This window comes from Bradyrhizobium zhanjiangense, assembly GCF_004114935.1.
Lineage (GTDB): Bacteria > Pseudomonadota > Alphaproteobacteria > Rhizobiales > Xanthobacteraceae > Bradyrhizobium > Bradyrhizobium zhanjiangense.
Window position 1 is genome coordinate 4,285,950 of record NZ_CP022221.1, and the last position, 17,564, is coordinate 4,303,513.

The window sequence follows — 17,564 nt, forward strand, 5'->3', positions numbered from 1 at the left end:
GGATCACATCGCGGCGATCATGCCGCCATCGACATAGATGATCTGGCCATTGACGTAAGTCGAAGCGTCGGAGGCCAGGAAGATCGCCGCGCCGACCAGCTCATCCGGCTTGCCCCAGCGTTTCGACGGGATGCGGCCCATCAGCCAATTGTTGAAATCGGTGTTGTTGACCAGCGCCTCGTTCATGTCGGTCAGCATGTAGCCGGGGCCGATCGCGTTGGCCTGAATGCCGTGCTGGGCCCATTCCACTGCCATCGAGCGGGTCAGATTCTTGATGCCGCCCTTGGCGGCGGTGTAGGGCGCGATGGTCGGGCGCGCGAGCTCGCTGCCGAGCGAGCCGATATTGATGATCTTGCCGTGCTTGCGCGGGATCATGCGCTTGGCCGCCTCGCGGCCGATCACGAAGGCGCTGGTGAGGTTGGTCTCGATCACCTTGCGCCACTCGTCGGTCGTGAACTCCACCAGCGGCTTGCGGTGCTGAATGCCGGCGTTGTTGACGACGATGTCGACGGCGAGACCCTTTTTGTCGAAATCGTTGAAGGCAGCGACGATCGCGGGCTCGTCGGTGACGTTGAACGCGGCGCCTTCGGCCTGGTGACCGGCGGCGCGAAAATCGGCGACGGCCTGCTCGACGCGCTTGGGATCGACGCCGTTGACGATGATCTTGGCGCCGGCTTTGGCCATGCCTTCGGCAATGGCGCGGCCGAGGCCGCGGGAGGAGCCGGTCACCAGCGCGGTACGGCCGGAAAGGTCGAAGAGGGCGGTGCTCATCTCAGGAATCCTTAGACGTTGGAGCGGCGTACGATCAGATCGGAGCGGTCGAATACGGCGGGCAGAAGATCGACGCCGAGGCCGGGGCCTTCCATCGGATAGACAAAACCGTCCTTGATCGTGGGCATGGTGGTGACGAGCTCATTGTACCAGCCCTTGTAGAAGGCGCGCACCGATTCCTGGATCAGCGTGTTGGGCTGGCTGAACGACATGTGGATGGCGGCGATGAAGCCGATCGGTCCGATGCAGTCATGCGGTGCAAAGGGCCGGTGGTAGGTCTCGGCCATCGCGGCGATCTTGCGGCCCTCGGTAAGGCCGCCGGTCCAGCACAAATCCGCCATCACCACGTGCATGGCGTCGCGGTCGAGCATGTCCTTGTAGGGGAAGCGCGAGCCCAGCGTCTCGCTGGCGCAGACCCAGACATCGGTCGAGCGCGCATATTCGGCGAGCGCCTGCGGCGAGTTCATGCGGATCGGATCTTCGTACCAGGTCGGCTTGTACGGCTCGAGCGCGCGCGCGATCTGCTTGGCGGTCGGCAGATTCCACAGCGAGTGGAGCTCGACCATGATCTCCATCTTGTCGCCGACCGCTTTACGGATCTTCTCGAACGGTTCGATCGCCTGCTTCATCTGGGCGGCGGTGATGTAGAGACCCTTGTTTTCCTGGGCCGCCGGATCGAACGGCCAGATCTTCATCGCGGAGATGCCGCTCTCCAGGAGGCTCTCGGCGAGCGCGTCGGCGCGATGCATGAAGCCGTCGAGATCCTCGTAAGGCCCCTTGGAGGCGCCGAGATTCCAGTTCGCGACCGGGCTGATATTGGTCGAGCGGACATATTGCGTGCCGGCGCAGGTGTTGTAGATGCGCTGCTTGTCACGGCAGAGGCCGCCGAGCATCTGGTGCACCGGCTGGCCGCAGACCTTGCCGAACAGATCCCACAGCGCGATGTCGATCGCGGAGGCCGCGCGATATTCGACGCCGGTGGATGACTGCGCCATCGGCAGGTTCAGCATGTCGCGGTGGATGGCTTCGATGTGCAGGGGATTGCGGCCGAGCAGGCGGCCGGCAAAGGTGTCGTGGATCTGTGCCTCGACCGCGCCCGCGCCGTAGAAGGTCTCGCCGAGCCCGATCATGCCCGTATCGGTGTGGATGCGCACCCAGATGACGTTGGAGAACTCCTCGGTGCGCAGGGTCTCGATCGACGTGATCTTCACGGCAACAATCCTCCCGTCGGGCCCATAGCGCCCGTTTTGTTTGTCATTTCTGCGCCGCCATCCGACGGGCAGGTCCAGTCTTACGCCCGCTTGTAATATATCACAACATGTTTTAAGGATATCACAAACAAGGCGCCGCCTCGCAACGCGAGCGCAGGCTGACGGGAGGACGATATGGCACGGCGCAAGCGCGCGCTCGAGGTGGTGAGAAACGACGATGACGGCGAGGGCAGGCCCTCCCGGCGCAATCGCCTCAACTTTTTCGAGCTGGCCTATCAGAGGATCGAAGAGCTGCTCGTTCATTGCGAGCTCAAACCCGGCCAGTTCATGACCATGCTGGAATTGCAGCAGATCACCGGGTTCGGCCGCACGCCGGTGCATCATGCCGTCAATCGTCTCTCGGCCGACACGCTCATCATCATTCGTCCGCGGCACGGCCTGCATATCGCGCCGATTGATCTGGCGCGTGAGCGCATGCTGCTTGGCTTGCGCCGCGACATGGAGCGCTTCGTGATCCGCCTTGCGGCCGATCGCGCCAGCCTGTCGCATCGCAATCAGGCACTGCACATCGAACGCCTGCTGCGCGAGCGCCGCGCCAGCCTGACCCTCGACGAATTCAACAGCATCGACCGTCGCATCGACGCGCTGGTGCTGGAAGCCGCCGGCGAGCCTTTCCTCGCCCACACGCTGCGACCGCTGCACACCCTGTATCGTCGCATTGGCTTCATCCACCATCGTTTCATGCCGGGACAGACCGAGCTGTCGGGCACGATCGATTGCCATCTCGCCATCCTCGCAGCGGTCGCCAATCGCCGCGTCGAGGATGCCGTGAAGGCAAGCGATGCGTTGATCGACTACATGGACGCGATATTCACCGGCATGGAGGCGGGCATCGACCCGCGCCTGCTCGATTGCAGCATCGAGCCGCTGCTCGGCACGTAGAGAGTTTTGAAGAGAGGACCAAGCATGTCAACGATGGCGATGCCACAACCGATCGCGAGCGAAGCCGCGGTCCGCTACCTCATCACGAACTACAGTCCCAAGGGCAACAAGGTCGGCTGGCTGATGATGGCCTCGATCCTGGTCGAAGCCTGGGATCTCTATTCGATCGCCTTCGTGCTGATCTTCATCAAGGAGCAGTACAACCCCGATCCGCTGATGCTGGGCCTTGCCGCGGCCGGCACGCAAGGAGGAGCCCTGATCGGCGCGCTGCTCGGCGGCTGGCTGTCCGACAAGATCGGCCGCCGCGTCATGTTCCTGGTGACGATGGTGATGTTCATCGTGCTGGCGCTGGCGCAGGCCTTCGTGCCCAACGTTACCTGGCTCGTCGTGATCCGCTTCCTGCTCGGCATTCCGCTCGGGTCGGACATCTCGACCGGCTACACCTACATCATGGAATCCATGGCCAAGGGCGAGCGCGAGGTCATGGGCAACCGCTGGCAGTTCATGTTCGCGGTCGGCGAGGTCATGACCATCGGCGTCATAGTGATCTTCCTGCTGACCGACATGAACCACGAGATGCTGTGGCGCGTGACGCTCGGCCTCGGCGCGGTGCCGGCGCTGATCATCCTGATCATGCGCCACGACGTGCCGGAGACGGCGGTGTGGCTTGTGCAGAAGGGACGCTACCGCGAGGCCAAGCAGGTTGCGCGCGAGATGTTCAACGACAATCTCGACATGCTGCCGGACCGGGACGTCGAGATGCCGAAGGTATCGACCCGCGCGTTCCTCGCCGATCTCAAGAAGGATCCGATCCGTTGGCGTGCCACGCTGTATGGTTGGATCGCATGTTTCGCGCAGGCGAGCGAGTTCTCGACCTTTGCGTTCTACCTGCCGGTGCTGTTTGCAATGGTCGGCGTGTCGTCGATCCTCGGCAACAATCTGGTGACGATGGCGCTGTTTGCCTTCGCAGCCTTGTCGGGGTGGGTCGGGCCGCTGCTGACGCCGAAGATCGGCCATCGCGGCATCGCGATCGCGGGTTTCTCCATCGTGCTGGTGTCACTGCTGGTCGCTGCGTTTGCGCTCTATACGGACAACAAGATGCTGCTGCCGTTCGCCGCGGCCGGCATGCTCTGGGGCCACTATTGGGACGCGTCGAACTGCATGACCATCCCGACGATGGTCGCCCGGCCGCGATACCGCGGCACCGCCAGCGGCTTCGCCTACATGTTCGTGAAGCTGCCGTCCTTCCTGGCGATCTTCCTGTTCCCGACGCTGTTCGCGGCGATCGGACAAGCCAACGCCACCCTGTTCGTGGCGATCTTCCCGGTGATCGGATTGCTCGCTGCAACCGTCATCCTGCCGGAGGTCTACGGCTACGAGAACGACTGACGAAGCGCGCCCCGGTCGCGGCGTCATCGCCGCGATCGGGGCCTATTTCGGGATGTCGCGCGCCGGCGGCTACGGGCTCAAGAAGACCGGGTCGATCCCGACTCCATGGCCGAGCAGGCCGATCGCCTGAAGCTGGGCGGAGTGGAGGTCGATTTCCACGATGGCGAACAGGGTAAACAACACCACTGCGGAGAAGATCAGCAGCGGATGGGCCGTCTCGGCCCGGCTCTCGTCGCCGCGAATCGGGCGACGCAGGGAGGAGCTCTGCGGCAATGCTTTCGATCGAATCTGCATGATGAACCTTCCTTGTCGGCATATCCGTCTGACCTGCGCGACAATGGAATTCTAGCCGCGGTGTCACCGCCGGCATTGATGCACCGCAAATAGCTTGCACTCGATTTCGAAAGCTGAGCCCGGCGTCTCTTACCGGATTGCCGCCGCCAACGCCGCGATCAGCGCGGGTGGCGTCACCAGCAGGCCGAGCTTGAGGAACAGCCAGGCGCCGACCTCGATCTTCTCGCGCCGGAGCGCGACCAGCCAGAGGATGGTGGCGAGCGAGCCGGTCACCGACAGATTGGGGCCGAGGTCGACGCCGATCAGGATGGCGCTGACAACAGGCACGGGCAGATGATCGCTGGCGGCGACCGAGCCGGCGACGAGGCCGACCGGAAGGTTGTTGGCGATGTTGTCGGCGAGCGCGGTGGCAATGCCGACGCTCCAGGCGGCCTGCGGGACGGATTGTGCCACCGCTTGGTGCAGCAGCCCGCTGAGCTGCGCGATCACACCGGTCTTCACCAGCGCCTCCACCATGACAAAGAGCCCGCCGACCAGCGGCAGCACGCTCCAGGACACGCCGCGCAGCACAGGCATAGGCGATTGACGGTTGATCAGCAGCACGGCGGCCGCCGTCGCGGTCCCGCAGACGAATGTCGGCAAGCCCAATTGCAGATCGAGCGCAGAGGCCCAGATCAGCACGATGCCGATGGCGCCGATGCCATAGGCGGTCAATCGCCCGCCGCGTCCGAGTTTCGGGTGAGGGACACTCTTTTCGATCGTTTCGTCCTTCAACTCGCGGTGCAGCGCAAGGCGCAATGCGACATAGGTGAGACCGATCGAGGCAAGTGACGGCAGCGCGAACTGACGCAGCCACGTTCCGAGATGCGGCATGTGCTTGCCGAACACCACGAGGTTGGCCGGATTGGAGATCGGCAGCACGAAGCTCGCGGCATTGGCAATGAAGGCGCAGACGAACAGATAAGGCAGCGGCTTGGCGCCGGCCGCGCGGGTTGCGGCGTAAACGGCGGGTGTCAGCACGATCGCGGTGGCATCATTCGAAAGCAGCACCGTCACCAGCGTGCCGACGAGGTAGATCAGCAGGAACAACCGCTGCGGAGAGCCGCGCGCATGCTCGACCGCAAAGGCGGCCAGATAGTCGAACAGGCCTTCGAGGCGGGCGAGCTCGGCGATCAGCATCATGCCGATCAGGAAGAGATAGACGTCGACACCCTTCTCGATGCCGGTGAGCGCATCCTGCCAAGGTAGGAATCCGAGCAGCACCAGTGCAACGGCGCCGATCAGGGCCCAGACCGCCTCCGGCAGGCGAAAGGGTCGGATGATGACGCCTGCGGTCGCGGCTACGATGATGCTCCAGGCCCAGATGGCGTCAGACGGCACGGTCAGTCCTCAAGGTGAACCAGATCTATTCGGCAGCGATAGCTGATGCGGGCGCCGGTGTCTTCCCCCGCAGGCACAGATCGCCATCTGCGCTTTGCCGCGTCTCCGGCAGAGCGAAGAAGCAGACCACGGCCCCGATTGCCGCCACGGTGCCGAGCGAGATAAATGCTGCGCTGTAACCTGCGCCGACCACGACCAGGCCGGCAAGCGTCGTCGACAGCGCCGCGCCGATGTTCTGGGCGGTGATGACCGCGCCCTGCGCGACGTTGAAGCGGCCGGTATTGCGCATGAGGTCGGCGACGATGACGGGAAAGATTGCGCCGAAAATGCCGGCTCCGACGCCGTCCAGAAGCTGCACGCCGACCAGCCAGAACGGATTGTCCGAGAGCGTATAGAGGACGCCGCGGATCGGCAGGATCAACAGTGCGGCAAGGAAGAAGCGCTTGTGGCCCCAGCGGTCGGCCTTCGCGCCTACCAGCATTGCGAACGGCACCATCACGACTTGCGCGGCGACGATGCAGGCCGACATCAGGCTGGTGCCCATGTTCTTGTCCTGCAGCGCGAGCTTCTGCCCGACCAGCGGCAGCATGGCCGCGTTGGACAGGTGAAACAGGATCACACAGATTGCGAAGACGAGCAGTGGGCAGCAGGTCAGGAGTACGCTGAGGCCCGAGGGCTGTTCGGGCTCCGTGCTGGCGTTGCTGTCGTGCAGACCGCGGGCGAGATCATGGTCGATGGCCCGTTCGGGGATTGCGACAATGCTGGCGAGGCTCGCAATCGCCATGGCGCCGAGCAGGTAGAACACGACGGTCGGGCCGAACCAATAGGCGAAGACGCCTGCCAGACCCGCCGCGACAGCGTTGCCGGCATGGTTGAAGGTCTCGTTGCGTCCGATCCGCCGGGTGAAGGCGGCATGACCGAAGATGCCGAGCGAGACGGCGGCGATTGCAGGCGGGAAGATGACAGCAGCAGCCTGGGCGATCCCCTGCGAGATCGCGACCAGCCCGAAGTTCGGAAACAACGGTAGCGATAGCGAGGCAAGCGTCACCAAAATCGCGGCTATCGCCATCGCGAGCCGCTTCGCCCGCGTTGCATCGACCAGCGCACCAGCCGGCGTCTGCGCCACGATGCCGGCGATCGTCGCGATCGACATCACGAGGCCGATGCGCGCCTCATCCCAGCGCTGCTCGGTGAGCAGATAGACCGCGAGATAGGGCCCCAGCCCATCGCGGACATCTGCGAGGAAGAAGTTGGCCGCATCCAGCGCGCGGCCGGCGCGCCTCGTCTGATCGGAGTTTGCGCTCGACATCGGGTCTCTCGGTCGAGGCTCAAAGTGGCCCCGGCAGCAACCATCGTGATGTCGGCCTGGTTCCGCGGATCACGTCGGGCTCCTCAAAACTTGACCGCGAGCAGCACCACGCCGCCGCCGATCATGGCGAAGATCACGGTCAGCGCGGCAAAGCAGGCGGAAAGGATCGCCCAGGTCTGCCAGGCGGAGAGGAGCGCGGGTTTCATGTCATCGATATCCGTTGATTAGGACGGCGCGCCCGAGCCGTCATTGCGAGCGCAGCGAAGCAATCCAGAGACTTTCCGCAGAGGTGGCCTGGTTTGCTTCGCTGCGCTCGCAATGACGGAATGCGCGGCAACGCGGTGCGCCCATCAAACTCACCTTACCACCGACAGCTTCTCCGTGATCGCCTTGCGCAGGATACGCGACAGCGATTCCACCGAATAGGGCTTCTGGATCAGCTCGAAACCGCGATGCGCATTCTCGGCGAGCACGTTGCTGTAGCCAGAGGTGAGCACGACGGGCAGGCCCGGATAGCGCTCGCGGATGATGCTGGCGAGCTCGACGCCGTTCATGCCGGGCATGATGACGTCGGAGAAGACGAGATCGACGGCGAATTCGTTTTCACCGAGGATGGTCAGGGCCGCATCGGCGCTGGCGACGCGGCGGACGACATAGCCGAGATCCTCCAGCAGCTCGGTGGAGAAGCGGCCGACCTCGTCGTTGTCCTCGACCACGAGCACGCGGTAGCCGCGCCCGGTGGCCGCGGCCTCGTGGGTCAGTGCCGCGGCTTCCTTGTCCGTCGCAGGGCTTTGTGCCTGCGGCAGATAGATGGTGAAGGTCGCGCCTTTGGCTTGCCTGCTCGTCACCGCAATGTCGCCCTCGGACTGTTTTGCGAAGCCGAAGGCCTGGCTGAGGCCGAGCCCGGTGCCCTTGCCGACCTCCTTGGTGGTGAAGAAGGGCTCGAAGATCAGGTCGAGATGCTCCGGCGCGATGCCGCAGCCGGTGTCGGTGACCGAGATGGCGACATAGTCGCCGCCGCGCGCCGATTGTGCGCGCAGGCTCGGAATCCCAAAGACCTTGCGGACGGCGATAGTGAGGCCGCCTTCGCCGTTCATGGCGTCGCGGGCGTTGACGGCGAGATTGATCAGCGCGCTTTCGAACTGCGCGATGTCGGCCACGGTGAAGCAGCCGGGATCCTCAACCTCGACCGCGATCTCGATGCGGCCTCCGACCAGCGGGCGGATCAGTTGCGCGACGCCCTCGACCTGGCTGCCGACATTGAAGATCTGCGGCTTCAGCGGCTGCCGCCGCGCGAACGCCAGCAGCTGTGCAGTCAGCTTGGAGGCCCGCTCGACCGTCTCGGAGATGGCGTCGACATAGCGGCGGCGGCGCTCCTCCGGCAGCTCACGGCGGCGCAGGAAGTCGGTCGCCGAACGGATAATGGTGAGGAGATTGTTGAAGTCGTGCGCGACGCCGCCGGTGAGCTGGCCGATCGCCTCCATCTTCTGCGACTGTCGCAGCGCTTCCTCGCCGCGCCGGCGCTCGGTGATGTCGACGGCCTCGGGCACGGCGCCGGTGATGTTGCCGTGGCGGTCGAGCACGGGGCGCATGCCGAAGTCGAAATCGCGCTCGCCGATGGGAAGGCGCAGCCGCATCTCCAGCCGCACGGCTTCGCCCTTGAGCACGGCATCGAAGGCGTCGCGCACCAGCGCGCTCATACCCTCCGTTGCGCTGAACCAGGGAGTCTCCCACAACGGCTTTCCGATGACGTCCGAGGAATTCGCCTTGATGCCGTCAAGCGCAGTCTTGTTGGCGTAAAGCAACTCGCCCCTGAGATTGACGAGGCCCTGATACTGGTTGCTGGTCTCCAGGATCGCACGCAGCCGCGCCTCGTTGGATTCGAGCTCGGCGGTGCGCTGGGCGATGCGCTCTTCCAAAGTCTCATTGAGTTGCCGGAGCTCGATCTCGGCCTGCTTGGCCGCGGTGATGTCGTGGGCGACGCCGATGAAGCCGATATGCTTGCCGGTCGGGTCCCAGCGCGGCTGCGATTCCGAGCGCAGCCAGCGCCATTCCCCTTTGGCATTCTTGTAGCGTGCTTCCAGCACGAACGGCTTTAGCGACGCTTCGCCCTGGACGGATTGTTGGAGCACATGCGGCAGGTCGTCCGGATGCAACACCTTGCGCCAGTCGAAGTCGATGGCCTGATCATAGGGCAGGCCGACGAAATCGACATAGGCCTGGTTGGCGAAGGAGCGCTTGCGGTCGAGCTTGGTCACCCAGATCGGCACCGGTGCGCTGTCGGCGATCAGCCGGAAGCGTTCCTCGCTCTCGCGCAGCGTCTCGCGCGCGAGCGCCTGGGCGGTGATGTCGATGTGGGCGCCGACGAGGCGGATGGCGCGGCCGTCCTTGTCGCGCTCGATCTTGGCAACGACCCGAATCCAGCGAGTCTCGCCGTCATTGGGGCGGATGATGCGGTATTCGGCGGTGTAGTCTTCGCTCGTTCCGGCGAGAGCCTCGAAGAAATGTTTGACGGTCGCGTCGCGATCCTCGGGATGGATGCGGTTGACCCAGTCCTCGTGCGTCTCGTCCGCGGCCTCCGGGGGCAACCCATGGATCATCAGATATTCGGGCGAGCGACGGTTCTTGAAGCCCTCACGGAAGTCGACCTCGACGCCGCCGACCTTGCCGATACGCTGGATGCGCGCGAGCTCGGCCTCGCGCTCCTGAAGCGCGCGATAGGCGTTGTCACGCTCGCGCGCGACGTCTTCGAGGTGCTGGCGCAGCCTTTCGGCAGCGATTGTCTCGGGCAAGGGTTTGTTCAAGGCATGGGCCGTTGTCATGCGGGTGCGCACGTGCCGGACCGATATTCACACAGACGGAGCGTGATGGCCATCGCTTAGAAGGGAATATGCAGGGAAGGGCGCGGATTCCGGCGGGTATGAACGAATGCCTCCACCGGCTATTTGTTCCTGACGTTGGAACGATGCGCCCTCTGTGCGCGTATCTGCGAGGCGCGACAACTCTGATTCCACAAGACTCCCTTTGCGAAGAGGCTAAATCTTGAAGCTCTTTGTCTGCCAGGCCTGCGGCAACGTCCTCTATTTCGAGAACCGCGCCTGCGAACGCTGCGGTCACCGCGTGGCCTTCCTGCCGGAGAAGGAGACGATGTCGGCCGTCGAGCCCGACGGCGAGGCCTGGAAGACGCTGACCGACAAGGGCGAAAGCCGCATGCTGTGCCGCAATGCCGAATACGATTCCTGCAACTGGCTGACGGATACGGGCGACGGCACGGGCTACTGCCGCGCCTGTCGTCACAACGGCATCGTGCCGGATCTGTCGGATCCGGCGCAGCTCGCCGGCTGGCGCGAGCTGGAGGTGGCAAAGCACCGCCTGTTTTATTCCCTGATCCGCTGGAAGCTGCCGCTCCAGACCCGGCAGGACAACCCTAAGCATGGGCTGATCTTCAATTTCCTCGCCGACGATCCGCACAGCGGAGAGAAGGTCATGACCGGTCATGACAACGGCCTGATCACGATCGCGCTCACCGAGGCCGACGACATCGAGCGCGAGCGGCGCCGGCTCGAGATGGGCGAGCCCTACCGGACGCTGCTCGGGCATTTCCGCCACGAGGTCGGACACTATTTCTGGGACGTGCTGGTGCGGGACGGCGGCAAGCTCGACCAATGCCGCGCCATGTTCGGCGACGATTCGGCCGATTACGGCCAGGCCTTGCAGCGCCATTATGCCGAAGGCGCGCCGCCGGACTGGCAGCAGAACTACGTCTCCGCCTACGCGACGACGCATCCGTGGGAGGACTTCGCCGAGACTTGGGCGCACTATCTCCACATCGTCGACACGCTGGAGATGACCGCCGAGTTCGGCATGGAGGTACGCCCCAAGGTCGACCGCGACGGGGAGCTGACGACGCGCATTCGTTTCAACCCCTACGAGGCCCGGGATGTGGAGGCGCTGGTCAGCGCATGGCTGCCCTTTACCTTCGCCATGAACAGCGTCAACCGCGCCATGGGCCTGCGCGACCTCTATCCTTTCATCCTGTCGCCCGCCGTGATCGCCAAACTGGGTTTTGTTCACAGCCTCGTGCGGGACGTAGCCAAGGCCGGGAAGCCGTAGGCGGTGCCAGGGCCCGCCGGCCCCGTTCCGCAAGCCCGTTCCGGTCTTGCGCTGGTACGCCAGAGGGGAGGGATTTAGACCGTTGCCTCCGGCCCATTTTGATGTACCACGGGAGCCACACGGCCCATTTCCCATAGGCCCCGACGGCCAGGAAAGGGTCCCCGCCCAAGGTCGAGACTCAAGAAAAGCATGTTCAAACGCATTCTGATCGCCAATCGCGGCGAAATCGCCTGCCGGGTCATCAAGACTGCCCGCCGGATGGGCGTTCAGACGGTTGCGGTCTATTCCGAGGCCGACCGCGATGCCCTCCATGTCGAGATGGCCGACGAGGCCGTGCTGATCGGCCCGCCGGCTGCGGCCGAGAGTTACCTGGTGATCGAGAAGATCGTGGACGCCTGCCGCAAGACCGGCGCCGAGGCCGTGCATCCCGGCTACGGCTTCCTGTCCGAGCGCGAGGCGTTTCCGCGCGCGCTGGAGGCGGCCGGCCTCGTCTTCATCGGCCCGAACCCCGGCGCGATCGCGGCGATGGGCGACAAGATCGAATCCAAGAAGGCGGCCGCCAAGGCCAAGGTCTCGACCGTGCCGGGCTATCTCGGCGTCATCGAGGACGACAAGCACGCGGTCCGCATCGCCGACGAGATCGGTTATCCCGTGATGATCAAGGCCTCCGCCGGCGGCGGCGGCAAGGGCATGCGTATCGCGAACTCCAAGGCGGAGGTCGCCGAAGGCTTCAACCTCGCCAAGGCCGAGGCCAAGGCCTCGTTCGGTGACGACCGCGTCTTCGTCGAGAAGTTCATCGTCGATCCCCGCCACATCGAGATTCAGGTGCTGGGCGACAAGCACGGCAACGTGATCCATCTCGGCGAGCGTGAATGCTCGATCCAGCGTCGCAACCAGAAGGTCATCGAGGAGGCGCCGTCGCCGCTGCTCGACGAGGAAACCCGCCGCAAGATGGGCGAGCAGGCCGTCGCGCTGGCCAAGGCCGTGCACTACGATTCCGCCGGCACCGTCGAGTTCGTCGCAGGGCAGGACAAGAGCTTCTACTTCCTGGAGATGAACACGCGTCTCCAGGTCGAGCATCCCGTCACCGAGCTCGTCACCGGCATCGATCTCGTCGAGCAGATGATCCGCGTTGCCGCCGGCGAGAAGCTCGCCATCGCGCAGAGGGACGTCACGCTCACCGGCTGGGCGGTGGAATCGCGCCTCTATGCCGAAGATCCGTTCCGCAACTTCCTCCCTTCGATCGGGCGCCTGGTGAAATACCGCCCGCCGGCGGAAGCCAGCAAGGATGGCATCACCGTGCGGAACGACACCGGCGTGCAGGAGGGCGGCGAGATCTCGATCCATTATGATCCGATGATCGCCAAGCTGGTCACGCATGCACCCTCGCGCGCCGCCGCGATCGAAGCGCAGGCGACCGCGCTGGACTCGTTCTATGTCGACGGCATCCGTCACAACATCCCGTTCCTGTCCGCGCTGATGCATCATCCGCGCTGGCGCGAAGGCCGGCTCTCGACCGGCTTCATCGCCGAGGAATTCCCGAAGGGCTTTGCGGTGCGCGTGCCGGAAGGCGAGGTCGCGCGGCGGATCGCTGCGGTCGGCGCCGCCATCGATCATGTGCTTGGCGAGCGCAAGCGGCAGATCTCGGGGCAGTTAGGCGGCCGCATCGTACAGCGCGAGCGTCGTCGCGCGGTCTGGCTCGATCACCAGGAGATCCTGCTCGAGGTCGGACGCGAGAGCGAGGCGATCGCGGTGAGCTTCATCGATGCCGAGGGCAAGGCCGGCAATGCGCATCTGTTGCAGTCGCCGTGGAAGCCCGGCGATCCGGTCTGGCAGGGCACCATCGACGGCCAGTTCATCGCGGTGCAGGCGCGGCCGATTGCCAACGGCATCCGCCTCGCGCATCAGGGCGTCGAGGTGCCGGTCTATGTCTGGACCGAGGCGGAAGCGGCCTCGGCACGCTTGATGCCGGTGACGACGGCCTCCGATACCGGCAAGAAGCTGCTCTGTCCGATGCCGGGCCTCGTGGTCTCGATCGCCGTGAACGAAGGGCAGGAGGTCAAGGCCGGCGAGACGCTCGCGGTGGTCGAAGCCATGAAGATGCAGAACGTGCTGCGCGCCGAGCAGGACGGCACCGTGAAGAAGATCCACGCCAGCGCCGGCGCCACGCTCGCGGTGGACGCGCTGATTTTGGAGTTTGCGTAAAGAGTGTGAGTCAAGCGGGCGGTCTGCCGCAACCACCGTCATTGCGAGGAGCGGGCGACAAAATTGCGAAGCAATTTTGCGCTGAAGCGACGAAGCAATCCAGTTTGTTTCCGCGGATACATTTCTGGATTGCTTCGCTTCGCTCGCAATGACGGGGTATGCTGCGGCCTCCGTGATTTAACCGAGACAGCACCATGGCCTTTCGTTCCCGCCGCGAGAAACTGCGATCGATCCTGTCGGGGGGGACTTGCGTCCGTCCCGGCTCGGTCTACGACGCCATCTCGATCCGCATTGCCGAGGACCTCGGCTTTCCGCTCGGCATGTTTGGCGGTTCGGTGGCCTCGCTCGCCGTGCTCGGCGATCCCGATGTCACGCTGATCACGCTCACCGAGCTTGCCGAGCAGATGCGGCGGATGTCGCGCGCCTCCGCGCTCCCCGTCCTCGTCGATGCCGATCACGGCTATGGCAATGCTCTGAACGTGCGCCGAACGGTGCAGGAGCTGGAGACAGCGGGGGCTGCCGGGCTCACCATCGAGGACACGCTGCTGCCGGCGGCGTTCGGCGAGGCGAAGACGCAGCTGATCCCGCTCGAGGAAGGCGTCGGCAAGATGAAGGCGGCGCTCGACGGCCGCAGCGATCCCTCGCTCGTGATCATGGGCCGCACTGGAGCTGCCTCGATCACTTCGATCGAAGATGCGATCCGGCGCGCCGTGGCCTATGAGGCCGCCGGTGTGGACGCGCTGTTCTTCACCGGCATCAAGTCGCGGGCGGAGCTTGCGGCCATCGCATCCGCCACGCACCTGCCGCTCGTGCTCGGCGGCGCTCCGGAGGAATTGAACGCGACCGACTATCTCGAGAGCCGACGCGTGCGCATCGCCCTCCAGGGGCATGCCCCGATCGCGGCCGCAACGCAGGCCGTGTACGAGGTTCAGAAAGCGTTGCGTGACGGCACGGCGCCGAAAGCGCTGAAGGGATTGCCCGCAGCGGAACTGACCAGCGGCGTCATGCGCGAGGCCGACGTGAGGGCGCGCAGCGCCAACTTTCTTGGGCTGAAAAAATGAGCAGGGCGATCCTCCAGGTCATGATCCGCGGTCGCGTCCAGGGCGTCGGCTACCGCGCCTGGGTCGAGTACCAGGCGACCACCAGCGGTCTCGAAGGCTGGGTCCGCAACCGCCGCGACGGCAGCGTCGAGGCGCTGTTCGCGGGCGCGCCCAAGCACGTCGCCGACATGGTGGCACTGTGCCGCCACGGCCCGCCGTCCTCACGCGTCGACAGCGTCACCAGCGAGACCGCCGGTGCGGATGAGCTGAACCTGCGCCGGGCAGGGGAGGCGTTTTCGGTGTTGCCGACGGTGTAGGTGTATCGACTCCCTCGCCCGCGCGCGGAGAGAGGCGAACGACGCCTTCACCGTGGCAGCTTGGCAATGGCCTCGCTCAGCTCGTGGATCTCATAGGGCTTGCGCAGGATCGGGAAATCGCCACGCACGCCTGCGGCGACCTCGCTATAGCCGGTGGCGAGCAGGATCGGCAGGCCGGGGCGGATCTGGCGCAGATGCTGGGCGAGGCTGAGCCCGTCCATCTTGCCGGGCATGACGATGTCCGAGAAGACGAAGTCGACGCCGTTCGTCTCGATCTCGCGCAATGCGGCTTCGGCATCAGCGACCCTGCGCACGCTGTAGCCGAGCTGTTCCAGCAGGCCGACGCTGACGGATGCGACCTCGGGATTGTCCTCGACCAGCAGCACCGTGCCGCTGCCGCGGAACGGTGATGCTCCCGCCGTCTCACGCGATGGCGCGTCGTCTGCGCGCGGCAGGAGGATGGTGAAGGTGGTCCCTTTGCCGAGCTCGCTTGCGACTTTGACCGTTCCCCCCGCCTGATGAGCAAAGCCGTGCACCTGGGAGAGGCCAAGGCCAGTGCCTTTTCCGATGGGCTTGGTCGTAAAGAACGGCTCGAAGATCTTGTCGAGGACATCATCGGGAATGCCAAGCCCGGTATCGGTGACGTTGATCGCGACGAACCTGCCGGCGAAGGGGTCCTCATGCAGCACGACGTTGTGCGCACCGATCGTCACCGTGCCGCCGTCGGGCAGCGCATCGCGGGCATTGATGACGAGATTGAGCAGCGCGGTCTCGAGTTCGGAGACGTCGGTCTTGATCGGCCAGAGATCGGGGCTGATGTCGAAGGCGAGGCGCACGGAGCTGCCGACGCCGGCATCGAGCACCTCGCGGATCGCGGCGATACGCTCGGCGAAGTCGATCGCCTGCGGATTGACGCTCTGTCGCCGCGCGAAGGTGAGCAGCTGGTTGGTCAGCGCCGCGCCGCGCTTGGCGGCGGTCTCGATGGCCGAGATCGCGCGCTGCAGCTTGGCCTCGTCCTTGGCCCCTCTCTTCAGCATGTGGAGGCTGCCGCTGATGATCATCAGGAGATTGTTGAAGTCGTGGGCGACCCCGCCGGTGAGCTGCCCGAGTGCATCGAACTTCTGGGCTTCGGCGAGCTGCTTCTGCATCGTTTCGAGCTTGATCTGCGTATTGCGGCGTTCGGTGATGTCGCGCGTGATCTTGGCGAAGCCGACCAGCTCGCCGTCCTCGTAGATCGGATCGATCACGACGCTGGCCCAGAAGAACGTGCCGTCCTTACGGACGCGCCAGCCTTCCTCCTCGTAGCGGCCCCTTTCCCGCGCGATGCCCAGAGCGCGCGCGGGCTTGCCATTGGCGCGGTCGGTCTCGGTGTAGAAACGGGAAAAATGCTGGCCGAGGATCTCCTCGGGCGCGTAGCCCTTGATGCGCTCGCCGCCGATGTTCCAGCTCGTGATGATCCCGGCGGGATCGAGCATATAGAGGGCGTAGTCCGCAACGCCTTCGACCAACAGCCGGAAACTGCGTTCGCTCTCGAACAAGTCTCTCTGTTGATTAGACTTTTTTACCATTCCGGACCCCGCCTCGACGGGGACAAACGCTGGGGGCGGCGGATTGGTTCCCGGGATCTGGGACATTTTTAGGCAAACATCAGGCGCCGTATGCAGATCGGCCACCACCCCCACGAGACGCCACGCGGCGCGCTCGAAGCGACCTTGTGAGCGTTCGCGGTCTCAAGCCGGCATGCTCCGGAAGGTCGCCGCCACCGCGCGCAGCGCCGCCAGCTTGGCGGGATCGCTGACCTTCGAATGTAGCATCACCTTCGAGCTGCCGAGTTTCGGCAGCTTCTGCGCCGGCCCGATGTCGATCAATCCGGGAGGTGCGATCCGCCGCGCCAGCGGTGCGATGGCGAGCCCGGCAAGCGCGGCCGCCACCACCGCGGCGACGCCGCCGCCGACAAAGCGTTCGCGCCAGGCGATGCCGGCTTTGTCGAGCGCGCGCACGGCGATGGCGCGGACGCCGCAGGGCGGGGCGAGCGTTGCGAGCGGCAGCGGCTCGCCCTTCGGCAGCGTGAGGCGGCGTGCGGCAAACCAGCCAAACTCGTCCTCGGCCAATTTTTCGCCGCCGCGGCGGCTGCCTTCTTGGCGGACGATCACGGCGTCGAGTTCTCCCGCGTCATAAGCATCCTGCATTTCGCGCGAGAAGCCGATGGTGACGGCGAGGGTGAGATTCGCAGACATCGCATGCAGTCGTTCGAGCAGCGGCACCAGCTCAGGGCCCGCGGCGTGGTCGGAGATGCCGAGGGAAAGCGACTGCGCGGTCGCCGCCTCACCCGACAGCGCGCGGTCATGCGCCGCGATCAGCGCGCGGGCGCGATCGAGGAACGCGGCGCCGTCGGCGGTGAGCCGGACCGCGCGCGGCGAACGCTCGACGAGACGTTTTCCCAGTAACGCCTCCAGCCGTTGCAGCTTGAGGCTGACCGCCGCCTGCGTCGTGCCGAGCGCTTCGGCGGCGCGCGTAAAGCTCTGGAGGTCGGCAACCAGCAGAAAAGCCTGAACGGTGGCGATGTCGAGCGTAGCTGTCATTATAAAGCTTT

General features: G+C 65.0%; 15 protein-coding genes. 6 read left to right on the forward strand and 9 right to left on the reverse strand.

The annotated features are described in order from the left end of the window. Positions 1 to 3: 3 nt before the first annotated feature. The gene (locus XH85_RS20380) at positions 4 to 771 is read right to left on the reverse strand and encodes an SDR family oxidoreductase (RefSeq protein WP_128933215.1); all 768 of its coding nucleotides are present in this window, start codon (positions 769 to 771) and stop codon (positions 4 to 6) included. A gap of 11 nt (positions 772 to 782) precedes the next feature. Beyond that, positions 783 to 1,982, reverse strand: a complete 1,200-nt coding sequence (locus tag XH85_RS20385) for a mandelate racemase/muconate lactonizing enzyme family protein (protein ID WP_128933216.1) — start codon at positions 1,980 to 1,982, stop codon at positions 783 to 785. A gap of 174 nt (positions 1,983 to 2,156) precedes the next feature. On the opposite strand from XH85_RS20385, the gene XH85_RS20390 reads away from it, so the two are divergent. Together XH85_RS20390 and XH85_RS20395 are read left to right on the forward strand one after the other, a co-directional pair. Further along, entirely contained in the window at positions 2,157 to 2,924 is a 768-nt protein-coding gene (locus tag XH85_RS20390) for a GntR family transcriptional regulator (protein ID WP_128933217.1), read from the forward strand. A 24-nt stretch (positions 2,925 to 2,948) separates the two neighbouring features. Next, positions 2,949 to 4,313 (forward strand): MFS transporter, encoded by a 1,365-nt coding sequence (locus tag XH85_RS20395; RefSeq protein WP_128933218.1) that lies wholly within the window; start codon positions 2,949 to 2,951, stop codon positions 4,311 to 4,313. A gap of 69 nt (positions 4,314 to 4,382) precedes the next feature. On the opposite strand, the gene XH85_RS20400 is transcribed toward XH85_RS20395, so the two are convergent. The 5 genes from XH85_RS20400 to XH85_RS20420 all read right to left on the reverse strand — a co-directional run bounded on the left by XH85_RS20400 (position 4,383) and on the right by XH85_RS20420 (position 10,130). Further along, the gene (locus XH85_RS20400) at positions 4,383 to 4,607 is read right to left on the reverse strand and encodes a hypothetical protein (RefSeq protein ID WP_164940580.1); all 225 of its coding nucleotides are present in this window, start codon (positions 4,605 to 4,607) and stop codon (positions 4,383 to 4,385) included. A 129-nt stretch (positions 4,608 to 4,736) separates the two neighbouring features. After that, positions 4,737 to 5,987, reverse strand: coding sequence for an arsenic transporter (locus XH85_RS20405; RefSeq protein WP_128933220.1), 1,251 nt, complete (start codon positions 5,985 to 5,987; stop codon positions 4,737 to 4,739). A gap of 25 nt (positions 5,988 to 6,012) precedes the next feature. Next, positions 6,013 to 7,296, reverse strand: coding sequence for an MFS transporter (locus tag XH85_RS20410; RefSeq protein ID WP_128933221.1), 1,284 nt, complete (start codon positions 7,294 to 7,296; stop codon positions 6,013 to 6,015). 83 nt (positions 7,297 to 7,379) lie between these two features. Continuing rightward, entirely contained in the window at positions 7,380 to 7,502 is a 123-nt protein-coding gene (locus XH85_RS20415) for a hypothetical protein (RefSeq protein ID WP_420837900.1), read from the reverse strand. 150 nt (positions 7,503 to 7,652) lie between these two features. Beyond that, a complete protein-coding gene (locus XH85_RS20420; RefSeq protein ID WP_128933222.1) occupies positions 7,653 to 10,130 on the reverse strand; it encodes a PAS domain-containing hybrid sensor histidine kinase/response regulator in 2,478 nt (825 codons plus the stop codon). A 208-nt stretch (positions 10,131 to 10,338) separates the two neighbouring features. On the opposite strand from XH85_RS20420, the gene XH85_RS20425 reads away from it, so the two are divergent. The 4 genes from XH85_RS20425 (at position 10,339) to XH85_RS20440 (ending at position 14,971) form a co-directional block, all read left to right on the forward strand. After that, positions 10,339 to 11,409 (forward strand): zinc-binding metallopeptidase family protein, encoded by a 1,071-nt coding sequence (locus XH85_RS20425; RefSeq protein ID WP_128933223.1) that lies wholly within the window; start codon positions 10,339 to 10,341, stop codon positions 11,407 to 11,409. 189 nt (positions 11,410 to 11,598) lie between these two features. Beyond that, positions 11,599 to 13,614 carry an acetyl-CoA carboxylase biotin carboxylase subunit gene (locus XH85_RS20430; protein WP_128933224.1) on the forward strand — a complete coding sequence of 672 codons (2,016 nt, stop codon included), beginning with the start codon at positions 11,599 to 11,601 and terminating at the stop codon, positions 13,612 to 13,614. A 194-nt stretch (positions 13,615 to 13,808) separates the two neighbouring features. After that, positions 13,809 to 14,675, forward strand: coding sequence for an isocitrate lyase/PEP mutase family protein (locus tag XH85_RS20435; RefSeq protein ID WP_128933225.1), 867 nt, complete (start codon positions 13,809 to 13,811; stop codon positions 14,673 to 14,675). Further along, complete coding sequence (locus tag XH85_RS20440) at positions 14,672 to 14,971, forward strand: acylphosphatase (protein WP_091889695.1); 300 nt, start codon at positions 14,672 to 14,674, stop codon at positions 14,969 to 14,971. Before XH85_RS20435 ends, XH85_RS20440 begins: the two co-directional genes overlap by 4 nt. A 47-nt stretch (positions 14,972 to 15,018) precedes the next feature. Here the strand turns inward: XH85_RS20440 and XH85_RS20445 are convergent, their stop codons facing one another. After that, positions 15,019 to 16,539, reverse strand: a complete 1,521-nt coding sequence (locus XH85_RS20445; RefSeq protein ID WP_128933226.1) for a PAS domain-containing sensor histidine kinase — start codon at positions 16,537 to 16,539, stop codon at positions 15,019 to 15,021. Between the two features lie 162 nt (positions 16,540 to 16,701). Then, on the reverse strand, positions 16,702 to 17,553 hold the full coding sequence (locus XH85_RS20450) for a LysR family transcriptional regulator (protein WP_128933227.1): 852 nt from the start codon (positions 17,551 to 17,553) through the stop codon (positions 16,702 to 16,704). Positions 17,554 to 17,564: the final 11 nt, after the last annotated feature.